The sequence below is a fragment of the uncultured Methylobacterium sp. genome, from assembly GCF_964251405.1.
In the GTDB taxonomy this organism is placed as follows: domain Bacteria; phylum Pseudomonadota; class Alphaproteobacteria; order Rhizobiales; family Beijerinckiaceae; genus Methylobacterium.
The window spans coordinates 1-14,912 of the sequence record NZ_CAXUJR010000088.1 but is presented as its reverse complement, the minus strand read 5'-3'; the positions used below and the strand labels follow the sequence as shown (position 1 = coordinate 14,912).

Sequence of the window (14,912 nt, the reverse complement as noted above, 5' to 3'; positions counted from 1 at the left end):
TCCACATCGTGAAAAACGACATTCAATGTAGTCAAAAGCACCTTCCTATTCAGTAATTCTAGGCTAAATTTTATTATATCAGGGTCGATTTTGCATCGGTGAGTTCGAGTAAGGAAGCTGTTTTCAGAATCGGAGGCCGGCTGATCATCGGCTTCCCCGCTACATCCGCATGATGATGGCCTTGATGATCGTCGGCGTTCTCCAAGGCCAGATCGACCGATTCCAGCCCGCCGACGAGCGGAACACCGCGATGCGCCACGTCGGCGACAGCTTCGAGCAGGCGGTGGGCGGCGCCATCAACAGCAACGACCCTGTCCCGCCGCTCGGGCGTGATGCGGGAAAAACGTTGGGTTCGTGCCTTACCCGGCCGAAAATCGAAAGCGGGCATGAAAAAAGCCCGGCATCCCGCCGGGCTTCTCTCGTTCTCGGACTTGATGACGGGCGACGACGTGCCCGTCCGTTCGGCTCAGTAGCGGTAGTGGTCCGGCTTGAAGGGGCCGTTCTCCGAGACGCCGATATAGGCGGCCTGGTCGGGGCGGAGCTTCGAGAGCTTCACGCCGATCTTCTCGAGGTGGAGCATCGCGACCTTCTCGTCGAGGGCCTTGGGGAGCGTGTAGACCTGACGCTCGTACTTGCCGGGGTTCGTCCAGAGCTCGATCTGGGCGAGCGTCTGGTTTGTGAACGAGGCCGACATCACGAAGGACGGGTGGCCGGTAGCATTGCCGAGGTTCACCAGGCGTCCCTCCGACAGGAGGATGATGCGGTGTCCGTCGGGGAAGGTGATCTCGTCAACCTGCGGCTTGATGTTCGACCACGTCATGTTCTTCAGGCCGGCGACCTGAATCTCGTTGTCGAAGTGGCCGATGTTGCAGACGATCGCGCGGTCCTTCATGGCCCGCATGTGCTCGATCGTGATGATGTCCTTGTTGCCCGTCGCGGTGACGAAGATGTCGGCGCGCGGAGCGGCGTCCTCCATCGTCACGACCTCGTAGCCTTCCATCGCAGCCTGGAGCGCGCAGATCGGGTCGACCTCGGAGACCAGCACGCGGCAGCCGGCATGGCGGAGCGAGGAGGCCGATCCCTTCCCGACGTCGCCGAAGCCCGCGACCATGGCGACCTTGCCGGCCATCATCACGTCGGTGCCGCGGCGGATGCCGTCGACCAGCGATTCGCGGCAGCCGTAGAGGTTGTCGAACTTCGACTTCGTCACGGCATCGTTGACGTTGATCGCCGGAAACAGGAGCTTGCCCTCCTTGGCGAGGTTGTAGAGGCGGTGGACGCCCGTGGTCGTCTCCTCGGAGACGCCCTTGATCGAGTCGGCGAGACCGGCGAACCAGCCCTTCGGCTTCTCGCCGAGCTTCTTCTTCAGGAGCGCGAAGAAGATCTCCTCTTCTTCCGACTCGGGCTTGTCGAGGAAGGCAGTGTCGCCGTTCTCGGCGCGCAGGCCCAGGTGCACGAACATGGTGGCGTCGCCGCCGTCGTCGAGGATCATGTTCGGCATCGAGCCGTCATGCCAGTCGAACAGCTTCGAGGTGTAGTCCCAGTAATCCTCCAGCGTCTCGCCCTTGATGGCGAAGACGGGAATGCCGGCGGCGGCGATGGCGGCGGCGGCGTGGTCCTGCGTCGAGTAGATGTTGCACGACACCCAGCGGATGTCGGCGCCGAGCGCCTTCAGAGTCTCGATCAGCACGGCCGTCTGGATCGTCATGTGCAGCGAGCCGGCGATCTTGGCGCCCTTGAGCGGCTGCGACGCACCGTATTCCTCGCGCGTGGCCATCAGGCCCGGCATCTCGGTCTCGGCGATCGAGATCTCCTTGCGGCCGTACTCGGCCAGTCCGATGTCCTTGACGATGTAATCCTGGGCCATGTGGGGTCCTGCTCCGTCTCTCGTTGCGTCCTGGCCGCAGCCTGTAGCAGGCGCCGGGATAGGAAGCAATCAAGACATAAAGATGTCTTTATACGAACGATGAGCTGAACCGGCGGCCGCGGAGCTGGATTCGGATCTTCGAACTCAGCGATAGCTCGGAAGGCGAACCTGGAATCGAGAACCGCCGAAGGTGAAAACCGAAGAGCCGAATGCGCTTACGGATTCCGCGCTCAGCTGCGCATCCCCGGAATAACCGGGTTGGGCGGATTGATGATGGTCCAAGAGCGAGTTCCGAGGCCGCCCGAGGCTGAGGCTTCGCCTCCCTTCACGCCTCGTCCCGCAACTGCCGCCGGATGATCTTGCCGGTCGTCGTCATCGGGAGGCTCTCGCGAAACGCGATCTCGCGCGGGTATTCGTGCGCGGAAAGCCGTTCCCTCACGAAGGCCTGGATCTCCGCCGCCATGGTGTCGCCCGGACTGGATCCGTCGCGCAGCACCACGAAGGCCTTCACGATCTCGGTGCGCAAGGGGTCGGGCTTGCCCACGGCTGCGGCGAGCGCCACGGCGGGATGGCGCAGGAGACAATCCTCGATCTCGGTCGGGCCGATGCGGTAAGCCGCCGAGGTGATGAGGTCGTCCTCGCGCCCGACGAAATGGACGTAGCCGTCTGCGTCTCGCCGTGCGGTGTCGCCGGTCAGCATCCACTCGCCGCGGAACTTCTTCGCGGTGGCCTCGGGCTGGTTCCAGTACCCCAGGAACATGACCGGGTCGGGCCGGGCGACACAGATCTCGCCGGGCTCGTCGATGTCGGCCTCGCTGCCGTCGGCGCGCAGGATCGCGACGCGGTGGCCGGGCACCGGTCGCCCGGTGGAGCCCGCCCGCGCCACGCCCGCGGCACGGCACGAGGCGAGGACGAGATTGCACTCGGTCTGGCCATAGGCTTCGCCGATGGTGAGACCGAGTTCGGCCTGTGCCCAAGCGAAGGTCTCGGGTCCCAGCGCCTCGCCTGCCGAGGCGATGTTGCGCAAGCGCGAGAGGTCGAAGCGCCCGCGCGGGTCGGGCACGCCGCGCAGCATGCGGAGCGCGGTGGGCGGCAGGAAGACGTTGGTGACCGCGAGATCCGCGATGAGCCGCAACGCGCCCTCGGGCTCGAAGCGGTTCGAGGGCCGGGCCACCACCGTCAGGCCGTGATGCAGGCTCGGCATCAGGACGTTGAGGAGGCCACCGGCCCAGGCCCAGTCGGAGGGCGTCCACATCCGGTCGCCGGGCCTTGGCGGGAAGTCGTGCATCATCGCCCAGCCCGGCAGATGGCCGGGGAGCGCCCGGTGGGCGTGGAGCGCCCCCTTGGCGAGGCCGGTGGTGCCGGAGGTGTAAATCATCAGGGCCGGATCGTCGGCCCGCGTGTCGAGGGCGACGAACCCGTCGGGCGCCGCCGCGACGAGGTCCGTCCAGCCGAGCGCGCCGTCGACGGCTTGGCCGGTGGTGACGATCAGCGCGAGATCCGGCAGGCCCGCGCGGATCGAGGCGAGCTTGGCGAGGCCGGCCGCGTCGGTGACCAGCGCCTTCGCGCCGGAATCCGAGAGGCGGTACTGCAGCGCCTCTGGCCCGAACAGCCCGGCCAGTGGCACCGCAATGGCGCCCATCTTGTAGGACGCCGCGTGAGCGACCACGACGGCGGCCGATTGCGGCAGCAGGATCCCGACGCGGTCGCCCCGAGCGACTCCCTGGTCCATCAAGGCGGCGGCGAGCCGGTCGGAATCCCGTTTCAGGGTGCCGAAGGTCGTGGTCTCGACTCGCCCGTCGATGACCGCGATGATCGCAGCGCGCTCCGGTTCGCGGGCCGCCCAGCGATCGCAGACGTCCACACCGATGTTGTAGCGCTCCGGGATCTCCCAGGAGAAACCAGCGACCAGGGCATCGTAGTCGGGCGCGGGTGTCAGCACGGCGGCTCGCTCAAGCCCCGAGGGCCTTGAAGCCGCCGGGATGGACGAAGTCGGTGATCGGACGGCGGCCATTCGGGGTCTCCTTGGCCAGTTGCCCGGCCGTGAGTTCGGACTGCGCAACCGCCCGCCCGATGCCGTAGGCCGCCTCGACGCGATGGTCGGCAGGTACGTTGAGGGCGGTCACGGCGCGCTCGCGGTCGAAGCCGGTCATCCCGTGGGCATGCCAACCCTGGCGGATCGCCTGGAGCTGGAAGTTCGCTGAGGCCGCGCCGGTATCGAGGGAATGGCTCCATGAGGGCTTCAGCTCGTCCCCGACCTTCATGTGGGTGCTCGACACGAGGATCACGATGGCGCCGGTGTCCTTCACCCATCGCTGGTTGCCGGGCACGATGAGGTCGAAGAAGGTCTGCCAGTGCGGCGTGTCGCGAAGCGCGTAGAGGAAGCGCCAGGGCTGGGAGTTGTAGGCCGACGGCGCCCACCGCGCGGCCTCGAACATCCGCAGCAATTCCGCCTCGGGCACCGCCTCGCCGGTGAAGGCCCGCGGCGACCAGCGAGTGATGAAGAGCGGATCGATATCGTGATCCGGCTGGCGTGGGTTGGCGAACGTCACTGGGCAGTCTCCAAATCGGGGCGGGTCGAGGGCGGGGTGCCGAGGGCGGCATGCATCGAGCGTCGATGTTCCTTGGCATGCACGCAGAGACGGTTGCAGTGCAAACCCTGAGCGACCTCGATCCTCGACTCGGGCAGTGGATAAGCGTCCGCGCCCTGCGCCTCGAGATCCCGAAAGGACGCAGCGTTAGGAAGTTGGTCAGTCCCCTGCACCCAGGATGCCGGGTACCGCGTCGCGACGCGCGGGAGGAGGCGGCGTGTCGGGCCTGACGATCGAAGAGAGCCGATCCGCGAACGCCACGCCTGCTCGCTCCAGCGAGACCTGGTCGGACGCCGTGCTGCTCGACGCCGCCGAGAGGGTTCTGCGATCGGGCCGCTATCTCGATAGCTTCGGGCCGGCTCTCGAGGCGCGCTTCGAGGACGACACCAAGCGGGAACGTGTCCGTCAGATCCGGTCGACCGTCCTCATCGGCATCCTTGTGTTCAACCTCTACGATCTCGTCGGCTTCGTGACGGTTCCGGACTGGGCCTACCTGAATCTCGTGCTGCGGGCACTCGTCGTCACGCCCGTCGGCTTCCTGATCATGTGGGCCTCCGCCTGGATGAAACCGGGCGCGCGAGAAGGGCTCGGCGCGGTCGCGCTGCTCGGCGCCAATTGCGTCCCGATCCTGCTGATCGCGCTGGGAAACGGACCGCTCGTCTATCTCTGCACCGCCGAGGTCATGCTGAGCATCGTCTTCGCCAACATCGTCGTGCCCCTGCGCTATTCGTGGGCCTGCCTCGTCTCGGCAACGACAGCCCTCCTCGCCGCTGCGGCGGTGCTGACCCGGGTCGGGATCGGGCCGGAGGTCGGCGCCGTGATCATGCTCGATCTCGTCGTCGCGATGGGGTTCACCTTGATGGCCACCCGCCGGACCGAGGCGGCGAACCGTTGCGACTATCTGCTCAACCTGCGCGAGACGCTGCGGGGCAAGCGTCTGGCCGAGGACAACACCGTGCTGGCCCGGCTCTCCACGACGGACCCGCTCACGGGGCTGGCCAACCGCCGCCGGTTCACGATGCGGATGGACGAACTCTGGCGATCCGCCGAGGAGGGCGGAGACGGCGAGAGGCGGCAGGAATTCGCGCTGATCCTCCTCGACGTCGATTGCTTCAAGCGCTTCAACGACCGCTACGGCCACAGCGCGGGCGACGATTGCCTGCGGACCATCGCGGGCATCCTGGCCGTTCACGCGACCGGACGCTACGATCTCGCCGCCCGCTACGGGGGCGAGGAATTCGCCGTGCTCCTGCCCGGTCGTACGCTTTCCGAAGCCTTGGAGGCCGCCGAACGCATCCGCCTCGCCGTGGCCGGTCGCACCATCCCTCATGCGGGCCGCGACGACGGGATCGGCCTCGTCACGGTCAGCCTCGGAGTGGCGGTCAGCGGCGCGGCCGGGTCGGCCAACGTTCTGATCGAATTGGCCGACCTCGCGCTCTATGCAGCCAAGGCGGAAGGGCGGAATCGGACCCTGCCCCGGATCTTGGCCGTCCACCCAGGCGGGGACGCCGGCGGCGAGCCGACCTCGACGGCCGGCAACGCCATCGCGGTCGCAGCGGCGTGACCCCTTAGGCGGTCCCTACGCGCGCGGTCCGAACAGGATGATACCCGCACCGACGAGGCAGACGACGCCGCCACCAAGATCCCAGCGGTCTGGGCGATGGCCCTCAATTCCCCACAGCCAGAACAGGGAGGCGACGATGTAGATGCCGCCATAGGCCGCATAGGCGCGCCCGGCGGCCTCGCTCTCGATCCGCGTCAGCAGCAGGGCGAAAAGCGCCAGGCAGGCGAGCCCGGGCCCCAGCCACAGGCCTGAACGATCCATCCTGATCCATGCCCAGAAGGCGAAGCAGCCGGCGATCTCCGCGAGCGCCGCGGCCGCATAGACGAGAACGGACATGGTGGGGTTCGGCCCTTCGACGAGCGGACCTCTTAACAGCGAGGCGGCGGGCCGGCACCCCGGCGGCACCGGTCGTGCTACCATCGGCCTGCCTTCCTTCGTCGGGAACCCGTGCATGGCGCCTCTCCCGCCTCGCTTCCAGGCCGACTACGCATCGGACGATGCCGTCCTGGCGGCGACCCTCATGGCCGGGGCGGCTCGACCGGTCCACGAAGAGACGGCCGTCGACGCCCTCGCCCTCGACCTGATCGCCGCCATCCGCGCGCATTCGGGGCTCGGCGCCGTCGAGATGATGCTGCGCGAATACGACCTCTCGAGCCGCGAGGGTTTGGCGCTGATGGTGCTGGCTGAGGCGCTGCTGCGGGTCCCCGACCCCGCCACCGCCGACCGGCTGATCGCCGACAAGCTCGGCGAGGGCGATTTCGCCCACCACGCCGTGCGCGGCCAGGGACGCCTGACTCAGGCGACGGCCTGGGCGCTCGGGCTCGGTGCCCGGATCGTCGGCCCGGCCGATACGCCCGAAGCCATCCTCGGCGGCCTCGTCCGACGTCTCGGCAAGCCGGCGGTGCGCGCCGCGGCCCATGCGGCCGTGGGTCTGATGGGCGGCCAGTTCGTCCTTGGGCAGGATATCGACGCGGCTCTCAGGCGTGCGGGCAGCCCGGCGGGGCGCAGTTACCGCTACTCGTTCGACATGCTCGGCGAGGGCGCCCGCACCGCGGCCGACGCCGGCGCCCACCGCCGCGCCTATGCCGAGGCCATCGCGGCCATCGGCCGGCATGCGGGCGACGCCGGCCTGCCCGACCGGCCTGGCATCTCCGTCAAGCTCTCGGCCCTGCACCCGCGCTACGTCGCGCCGCAGCGCGCCCGGGTCATGACGGAACTGGTGCCCGTGGTGATCGCCCTGGCGCGAGCGGCGCGGGACAGCGAACTCGCTTTCACCATCGACGCCGAGGAGGCCGAGCGGCTCGAACTCTCCCTCGATGTGATCGGGGCGGTGCTGGCCGATCCCGCACTCGCCGGCTGGGACGGGTTCGGTCTCGCGGTCCAGGCCTACGGCAAGCGCTGCCTCGCCGTCATCGACCACGTCGGGGCCTTGGCGAAAGCCCATGACCGACGCCTGATGGTGCGTCTCGTCAAGGGCGCATACTGGGACACCGAGGTGAAGCTCGCGCAGGTCCAGGGGCTCGGTGATTATCCGGTCTTTACCCGCAAGGCGATGACGGACCTGAACTACCTTGCGGCGGCCCGGCGCCTGCTCGGGCATCGTCCGAGGCTCTACCCGCAATTCGCGACCCACAACGCGCTCACCATCGCGAGCATCGTCACCGGTGCCGGCCGGACGGACGGTTTCGAGTTCCAGCGCCTGCACGGTATGGGCGAGGCCCTGTACGACCGGCTGATGGAGACGCATCCCGGCATCGCTTGCCGGGTCTATGCCCCGGTGGGCGACCATCGGCATCTGCTCGCCTACCTGGTCCGTCGCCTCATCGAGAACGGCGCCAACTCCTCCTTCGTGGCCCGCGCCGGCGACCCGGCAGTGCCGGCCGCGAGCCTGATCGTGCGGCCGCAGGCGCTGGTCGAGACCGCCTCCCGGGCGCGGCACCCCGGCATCCCGCTGCCGCGCGACCTGTTCGGTCCGGATCGCCGCAACAGCCCTGGCCTCGCCTTCGGCGACCGCGGATCCCTCGACGCCCTGGTGGCCGAGGTTGCGAATGCAGACACCTTCGCCGAGCCGGTGCGCGAGGCCGGGCCGGACGAGGCGGACGCCGCCATGGTCGCAGCCGCCCTAGCCTTCCCGCCCTGGAGCCGCCTGCCCGCCCCTAGCAGGGCCGCCTGCCTCGATCGCGCCGCCGCCGCGCTCGAAGGGGAGCGCGGCCCGCTCCTGCGGCTTCTGCAATCGGAGGGCGGCAAGACCCTCGACGACGCGCTCGCCGAATGGCGGGAGGCCATCGACTTCTTGCGCTTCTACGCCGACGAGGGTCGACGGCTGTTCGCGGACCCGCTGCCGCTGCCGGGCCCGGCGGGTGAGAGCAACACCCTGTCGTTTCGCGCGCGCGGCGTCTTCGCGGCGATCTCGCCCTGGAACTTCCCGCTGGCGATCTTCGTCGGACAGGCCGCGGCGGCCCTCGTGGCCGGCAACGCCGTGGTCGCCAAACCCGCCCCGCAGACGCCGCGGATCGCGCGCGCGGCGGTGCGCCTCCTCCACGCGGCTGGGATCCCACGCGACGCTCTGCACCTCGTGACGGGAGGGCCACTGATCGGCGAGCGCCTCGTCGCGCATCCCGCCCTGGCGGGGGTCGTCTTCACCGGCTCGACAGCGACGGCGAAGGCGATCAGCCGCGCGCTCGCCGCCCGCGACGGCGCGATCCCGCCCCTCATCGCCGAGACCGGCGGCATCAACGCGATGATCGTCGACGCCACGGCGCTCCCCGAGCAGGTCGCCGACGACGTCGTGGCCTCAGCCTTCCGGTCGACGGGCCAGCGCTGCTCGGCCCTGCGCCTGCTCTTCGTGCAGGAGGACGTCGCCGACGCGATGATCGCGATGATCTGCGGCGCCGCGGCGGAGCTTCGGATCGGTGATCCGCGCGACCCGGCCACCGACCTCGGCCCTGTCATCGACGACGACGCCAAGGCCCGTCTCGGCGCCCACATCGCCGACATGATGGTGAGGAGCCAGGTTCATTTCGTGGGCAAGGCGCCGCCGGGCCTGTTCGTGGCGCCCCACGTGTTCGAACTCACGCAGGCACGGCATCTGGCCGGCGAAGTCTTCGGCCCGATCCTGCACGTCGTCCGGTACCGGGCCGACGCCCTCGACGCCGTCATCGCCGATATCGCCGCCACGGGCTACGGCCTGACGCTCGGCGTCCATTCGCGCATCGACGCCACCGTGGACCGGATCGCCGAGGCGCTTCCCCACGGCAACGTCTACGTCAACCGCAACATGATCGGCGCGGTGGTGGGCAGCCAGCCCTTCGGCGGTACCGGCCTCTCGGGCACGGGCCCGAAGGCCGGCGGTCCGCATTATCTCGCCCGGTTCGCCACCGAGCGGACGCTGACCGTGAACACGGCCGCGATGGGCGGTACGATCGGCCTCGTCACCCTCGAGGGCTGAGGCAGGATCGCGAAACCATTCCGCTCCGCGAGACGATGCCCGGTCCGTGACCTTCGGCTCAGTCCGTGACCTTCGCGGTCGGGCGATCGTCGCCCCGCGCGGTCTCGTCGTGCCAGGCTCCGGCCTCGTCCTGGTAGCGGATGCCCTCCGTCGAGCCGGGCACCTGCTGCTCCGCGGCAGCGGCCTGTGCGGCCTGGAGCGCCTCGTCGTGGCTCGGGAAAGTCTCGGAGAAGACGTCGCCGACCTTGTAGGCGTAGCCACCGTCGTGCTCGACGATGCGATAGGTGACTTCGGTCATGGCGTTCGTTCCGTGCTGAAGGATGTCACCGCGAACCGACGAGGCGCCCCGGGAGTTCCGATCAGTGCCGGGTCGGCGGCGAGGACGGCATGCGGGAGATCGCTGCCTCGCAGCCGGCGATGAGCGAGCCGCGCACGTCGTCGGGATCAAACCCGGGACCGTCGGAAAAGGCGATGACCTGAACGGCCCCGTCACCTTCGCGGCTGATCCGGCAGACCCAGCCCTCGGGCGTCCGCTCGAAGTCGATCGTGAACGATCGGCCGTCATGGTCGAGGTGGTGAGGTTCCATCGCGCCGTCTCCTCGATCTTGCTCCGTCGGCAAGCATCCATTCAGAACCATCGAAGGACCGTCATGCAACGTCTCCCCCATCTCGCCGCCGCCGCGGCCCTGACCGCCCTTGCCGGATGCGGATCGATCTCCGATCGGCCCGGCGGTTCGGGCGTGCCTGCCAACCCCTTCGCCTCGAACTATCCGTCCGTCGACCCCGGCGCAGCAGGGGCCCGCCGGGAAGCCGGCGACCGCCGGCGCGGACCCATGTCGCCCCGACCTCCCGCTGAGGTCCCTTTCTAGGACAGCTCGTTGGCGATGGCCGTGACGATGCGGGGATCGTTCGGCTCCACGAAGGCAGGATGGGCGCCCACGATGCTGCCGTCGCGTCCGATCAGGTACTTGTGGAAGTTCCAATTCGGCGTCGAGCCTGGCTTCTCGGCCGCCGCCCAGCGGTAGAACGGATGCGCCTTCGCCCCGCGCACATGGGTTTTCGAGACGATCGGGAAAGTGACGCCGTGGTTGGCGCGGGCAGCTTCGGCGATGGCCATTCCGTCCAGCGGCTCCTGGTTGCCGAAATCCGGCGAGGGCACCGCGATGACGGTGAGCCCGCGCGTTCCGAACCGGGTCCATAGGGCCTGCAAGCCGGCGAACTGCCCGGCATAGCCGCAGGCCGTGGCCGTGTTGACGATGAGCAACGGCTTGCCGGCATAGGCCGAGAGGGACAGCGTGCCGCCCTCGGGTTTGTCGAAGCTGAAGCCATCCGCCTTCGTCGTGTCCGTTCCTGCGGCGCGCGCGGTTCCGGCGGCGAGTCCGAAGCCGAGGAGCAGGAGGGCTTGGCGGCGAAGGATCGACATGGACGTCTCCGGATGGGGCGGGCGGGCCGAGCCGTTGTTCGGGTGCCGTCAAGATAGGCCGATCCGATCGCGGTTCCATCGCAACGTCGCCGCAGGGCGGAACCTTTCCCGACCGCTCTAGCTTGTGCGAGTGCCATCACCGAACCGAGAAAGACGACTCGCCATGCGCAACCTGTTGCTGGGAACCCTCCTGCTGGCCATGAGCACGACGCTGGCGCTCGGCCAGACCCCGTCCACCGACACCGCCGTGCCGGCGGCGGCGCCCGCGACACTGGCCAACGACCTGCGTCCCACCTTCGTCGCGCAGACGCCAGCCGACATGGTGACCTCGAAGCTCGTCGGCTTGACGATCCAGAACGGCGCCAACGAGACCATCGGCGAGATCGCCGACGTCGTCCTCGATGAGAAGAGCACCGTGAAGGCCTGGGTCGTGGGAGTCGGCGGCTTCCTCGGGATCGGCACGAAGTACGTCGCCATCGATCCGAGCGCGCTCAAGCTCGCTCGCGCCGACGAGAAGACCCTGAAGGCCTCGATCGAGACGACGAAGGACCAGCTCCGCGCGGCACCGGAATACGTCTATCTCGGCGCGTCGAAGCCCGCCACGACCGGCAGCACCACGGAGACGAAGAAGCCTGCGACTGACGCGAAGGCGAATTGAGCCTGCCGCTTCGCCGCCTCCTTTCCGGAACCGGATCGAGTTCCGCCGCGCTCCTCCCCTTAGGGGGAGCGCACCGAGGGGGATGATCGTCGACGAGCGGACCGTTTGATCAGATCCGGCTCGCCAAAGCGTCTCGCACTGTCGTGGCGACCGCGTCCGCACGCGGGTCGGGGGCGACGAACAGCGACCGGGGTGCGAGGCCTTCCGTCTCGCGCCATGCCCTCGGCGTGAGATCGCTGGCGAAGACGATGCGCAGGTCCGGCCGCAGGACCCGGGCCTCGACGGCGAGCTTGGCGGAGCACAACTCGCCCTGCAGGGTCACGTCGGTGACGAGAACATCGACGGGGAGACCGAGAGCCAGCACCGTCATCGCGTCTACCCCGCAATCGACCGTTGTCGCGGTGTATCCCGCCCGCCGAATCTGGCACGCGACCTCGTCACGCCAATGCTTCTGGCGGCCCGCGATCAAAACCTGAACACCGTACGCGCCCCGAGGTGAGGCGGACGATGTCATGGTGGAGTCGTCCCGCGCGTGCTGCGACATACCCGTGCTGACACCTCGTTTGCGTTGCGTTGCACCATGCTATGTCACGTCGCCGCCACGACACAAGGCCAAGGCGGCGATCGATCTTGCGTCGCAGGCTCAATTCTCGAACCGGACCGGTCGTTCCGCCTGTTGACGCCCGAGGCGCCGGCAGGGCAACACCGGCCGCGCCGTCGACGGATACGCTCACCCGCGGCGGACAGCCGGAGGCGCTCAACCGATGTCGTCAGCGAAATCCGTTCCCGTCTCGCCCCTGGCGCCCGCGACCTATCCCGACCTGCCGGCGATCGCCGGCGTCGGGATCGCGACCGCGGAAGCCGGGATCCGGTATGCCGGGCGCACCGACGTGCTCTACGTCGCCCTCGCAGAGGGCACGCAGGCGGCCGGCGTCTTCACCCGCTCGAAATGCCCCTCGGCGCCGGTGGATTGGTGCCGCGACGCACTGACCGGCCCCGGCGCCCGCGCCCTCGTGGTGAATTCCGGCAACGCCAATGCCTTCACCGGCGCACGGGGGAGAGATGCGGTCGCGCTCACCGCTGACATCGCAGCCCGCGCCGCCGGGTGCCGCCCGAACGAGATCTTCATCGCTTCGACCGGGGTCATCGGCGAACCCCTCGACGCCACCAAGTTCGAGGGCGTACTCGCCGATTGCGCCGGTCGCACCGAAGCCGGCTCTGCCGCCTGGGCGGCGGCGGCCAAGGCCATCATGACCACCGACACCTTCCCGAAACTCGCGACCCGTCAGGCCGAGATCGAGGGCGTCACGGTGACGATCAACGGCATCGCCAAGGGTGCGGGCATGATCGCCCCCGACATGGCGACGATGCTGAGCTTCGTCTTCACGGACGCCGCCCTGCCGCAGATGGTCCTGCAGCACCTGCTGAGCGCCGGCACCAAGACCAGCTTCAACTGCGTGACGGTGGACGGCGACACCTCCACTTCCGACACCCTGATGCTGTTCGCCACCGCGAAGGCCGGCAACACCGGCATCACGGACGCCGCAGATCCGCGCCTTTCGGGCTTCCGGGCTGCCCTCGACGACCTCCTGGTCGAGCTCGCCCAGCTCGTCGCGAAGGACGGCGAGGGCGCGCGCAAGTTCGTCACCGTGGAGGTCGGGGGAGCCACGGACGCGGCCTCTGCCCACCGCATCGCGATGTCCATCGCCAACTCGCCGCTCGTGAAGACCGCCATCGCCGGCGAGGACGCGAACTGGGGCCGGGTCGTCATGGCGGTGGGCAAGGCCGGCGAGCCCGCCGACCGCGACCGGCTCTCGATCTGGTTCGGCGATATCCGCGTGGCGCATCAGGGTGCCCGAGACTCCGCTTACAGCGAGGAGGCCGCGAGCGCCGTGATGCGGGAGCCCGGCGTCACGGTGCGGGTCGATCTTGGGATCGGTGACGGCTCGGCCCGCGTCTGGACCTGCGATCTCACCTCCGGCTACATCGCGATCAACGGGGATTACCGGTCGTGAGGCGAGTGCCGTGAGGCTCCTCCTCGTCGTCGCCGTCGCGCTGGCGGATGCGGATGGGCGCGTTCTGCTGGCGCAGCGGCCGCCCGGCAAGCAGCTCGCCGGATTGTGGGAATTCCCCGGCGGCAAAGTCGAGCCCGGCGAACGGCCGGAGGAGACCCTGATCCGCGAGCTCGCCGAGGAACTCGGGATCACCGTCAAGGAGGCGTGCCTCGCGCCGCTCACCTTCGCGAGCCACCCCTACCCCGATTTCCACCTGCTGATGCCGCTCTACATCTGCCGGCGCTGGGAGGGTGTGCCCGCGCCCCTCGAAGGCCAGCGCCTGAAATGGGTTCGCCCCCGCGACCTCAGGGACATGCCGATGCCGCCGGCCGATGCGCCGCTGATCCCGTTCCTGGTGGACTTGCTCGGTCCCTGACCGGGGAGAACGGGGCGGGCGTGCTCGCACGAGGAGGATCGGCCGATGGCGCGAAAAGCCTCTCCACCGCCGGCGGTGGCGAAATCCAAGCGGGCCTCGCGCAGGACCACGCCGAGCCCCGAGACCCTGGCTGCCCTCGGTCTGGAACGCCTGACCGGCCTCGTCCTCTCCGAGACTGCCCGCAACCCGACCTTCAGGAAGCTCGTCACGGCGGCCATCGCCGGACTGCAGGGGCCGGATGCGGTGGCGGCATTGGTCGACCGCCGCCTGACCGCCCTGGAGCGGGCCAGGGGATATATCGACTGGCAGAAGCGCCGCGCCTTCGTCGCCGACCTCGACGCCACCGTCTCGACCATCACGCGGGAACTCCTGCCGCTCGATCCCCATCAGGCGCTCGATCGCCTCGTGCGCTTTCTGATCGGTTCGGCCGGCGTCCTCGACCGGGTCGACGATTCCACCGGCCAGGTTCTCGGGATCTACGAACGGGCGTCGCACGAGGCCGCCGCGATGGCAGCATCATTGCCGAAGGGGGAGGCCGCCGCCTTCGCGACACGCCTCGTCGGACACCTTTCGGCCGACCCTTTCGGAATTATCGAGGCCCTGCTCCTCACCCTCGTCCCGAGCCTGCCGGACGACGCCGTGGCGCCCCTCGACGGCGACCTCGCCGAGGCCGCCGAGGCGGCTAGACCGCGAGAGGACAAGGACTGGAATCGCCAGATGCGCTGGATGCGACTCGTGCGCCTGCGCCAGGCGCTCGCCGACCGGCGCGGCGACGTCGACGGCTTCGTCGCCCTCGAGCGGATGGTGTCGCCGGAGCGGCCCGACCGGGTCGCCGTGGCCGAGCGGCTACTCGCCGCCGGCCGCGCCGCCGAGGCTCTCGACTGGATCATACAGCCGCAGAAGCGCGGCATCGGCGTCGTCACCCGCGCAT

General features: G+C 69.0%; 15 protein-coding genes. 6 read left to right on the top strand and 9 right to left on the bottom strand.

The window, feature by feature from the left end:
* Positions 1 to 73 precede the first annotated feature (73 nt).
* The 4 genes from ACFE7U_RS14575 to ACFE7U_RS14560 form a co-directional block, all read right to left on the bottom strand.
* Complete coding sequence (locus tag ACFE7U_RS14575; protein ID WP_375410443.1) at positions 74 to 388, bottom strand: hypothetical protein; 315 nt, start codon at positions 386 to 388, stop codon at positions 74 to 76.
* A 78-nt stretch (positions 389 to 466) separates the two neighbouring features.
* Positions 467 to 1,867, bottom strand: a complete 1,401-nt coding sequence (ahcY, locus tag ACFE7U_RS14570; protein ID WP_375410442.1) for an adenosylhomocysteinase — start codon at positions 1,865 to 1,867, stop codon at positions 467 to 469.
* Positions 1,868 to 2,192: 325 nt separating this feature from the next.
* Positions 2,193 to 3,809, bottom strand: a complete 1,617-nt coding sequence (locus ACFE7U_RS14565) for an AMP-binding protein (protein ID WP_375410441.1) — start codon at positions 3,807 to 3,809, stop codon at positions 2,193 to 2,195.
* Positions 3,810 to 3,819: 10 nt separating this feature from the next.
* Positions 3,820 to 4,419, bottom strand: a complete 600-nt coding sequence (locus ACFE7U_RS14560) for a nitroreductase family protein (RefSeq protein ID WP_375410440.1) — start codon at positions 4,417 to 4,419, stop codon at positions 3,820 to 3,822.
* A 256-nt stretch (positions 4,420 to 4,675) separates the two neighbouring features.
* On the opposite strand from ACFE7U_RS14560, the gene ACFE7U_RS14555 reads away from it, so the two are divergent.
* Positions 4,676 to 6,022, top strand: a complete 1,347-nt coding sequence (locus ACFE7U_RS14555; RefSeq protein WP_375410439.1) for a diguanylate cyclase — start codon at positions 4,676 to 4,678, stop codon at positions 6,020 to 6,022.
* A 15-nt stretch (positions 6,023 to 6,037) separates the two neighbouring features.
* Here the strand turns inward: ACFE7U_RS14555 and ACFE7U_RS14550 are convergent, their stop codons facing one another.
* A complete protein-coding gene (locus ACFE7U_RS14550; RefSeq protein ID WP_375410438.1) occupies positions 6,038 to 6,358 on the bottom strand; it encodes a YnfA family protein in 321 nt (106 codons plus the stop codon).
* Positions 6,359 to 6,473: 115 nt separating this feature from the next.
* On the opposite strand from ACFE7U_RS14550, the gene ACFE7U_RS14545 reads away from it, so the two are divergent.
* A complete protein-coding gene (locus ACFE7U_RS14545; RefSeq protein WP_375410437.1) occupies positions 6,474 to 9,470 on the top strand; it encodes an L-glutamate gamma-semialdehyde dehydrogenase in 2,997 nt (998 codons plus the stop codon).
* A gap of 58 nt (positions 9,471 to 9,528) precedes the next feature.
* Here ACFE7U_RS14545 and ACFE7U_RS14540 read toward each other — a convergent pair whose 3' ends face one another.
* The 3 genes from ACFE7U_RS14540 to ACFE7U_RS14530 form a co-directional block, all read right to left on the bottom strand.
* Complete coding sequence (locus tag ACFE7U_RS14540) at positions 9,529 to 9,768, bottom strand: hypothetical protein (protein ID WP_375410436.1); 240 nt, start codon at positions 9,766 to 9,768, stop codon at positions 9,529 to 9,531.
* Positions 9,769 to 9,829: 61 nt separating this feature from the next.
* Positions 9,830 to 10,057: a hypothetical protein gene (locus ACFE7U_RS14535; RefSeq protein ID WP_375410435.1), complete on the bottom strand. Its 228-nt coding sequence runs from the start codon at positions 10,055 to 10,057 to the stop codon at positions 9,830 to 9,832.
* 278 nt (positions 10,058 to 10,335) lie between these two features.
* Positions 10,336 to 10,893 (bottom strand): glutathione peroxidase, encoded by a 558-nt coding sequence (locus ACFE7U_RS14530; RefSeq protein ID WP_375410434.1) that lies wholly within the window; start codon positions 10,891 to 10,893, stop codon positions 10,336 to 10,338.
* Between the two features lie 163 nt (positions 10,894 to 11,056).
* On the opposite strand from ACFE7U_RS14530, the gene ACFE7U_RS14525 reads away from it, so the two are divergent.
* Complete coding sequence (locus ACFE7U_RS14525) at positions 11,057 to 11,551, top strand: PRC-barrel domain-containing protein (RefSeq protein ID WP_375410433.1); 495 nt, start codon at positions 11,057 to 11,059, stop codon at positions 11,549 to 11,551.
* A gap of 109 nt (positions 11,552 to 11,660) precedes the next feature.
* On the opposite strand, the gene ACFE7U_RS14520 is transcribed toward ACFE7U_RS14525, so the two are convergent.
* On the bottom strand, positions 11,661 to 12,065 hold the full coding sequence (locus ACFE7U_RS14520; protein WP_375410432.1) for a histidine kinase: 405 nt from the start codon (positions 12,063 to 12,065) through the stop codon (positions 11,661 to 11,663).
* 250 nt (positions 12,066 to 12,315) lie between these two features.
* On the opposite strand from ACFE7U_RS14520, the gene argJ reads away from it, so the two are divergent.
* The 3 genes from argJ to ACFE7U_RS14505 all read left to right on the top strand — a co-directional run.
* Entirely contained in the window at positions 12,316 to 13,566 is a 1,251-nt protein-coding gene (argJ, locus tag ACFE7U_RS14515) for a bifunctional glutamate N-acetyltransferase/amino-acid acetyltransferase ArgJ (RefSeq protein WP_375410431.1), read from the top strand.
* A gap of 10 nt (positions 13,567 to 13,576) precedes the next feature.
* Positions 13,577 to 13,981: a (deoxy)nucleoside triphosphate pyrophosphohydrolase gene (locus tag ACFE7U_RS14510; RefSeq protein ID WP_375410430.1), complete on the top strand. Its 405-nt coding sequence runs from the start codon at positions 13,577 to 13,579 to the stop codon at positions 13,979 to 13,981.
* A gap of 45 nt (positions 13,982 to 14,026) precedes the next feature.
* Positions 14,027 to 14,912, top strand: an 886-nt coding sequence (locus ACFE7U_RS14505) for a DUF6880 family protein (RefSeq protein ID WP_375410429.1), incomplete at its 3' end; no start/stop codon positions are given.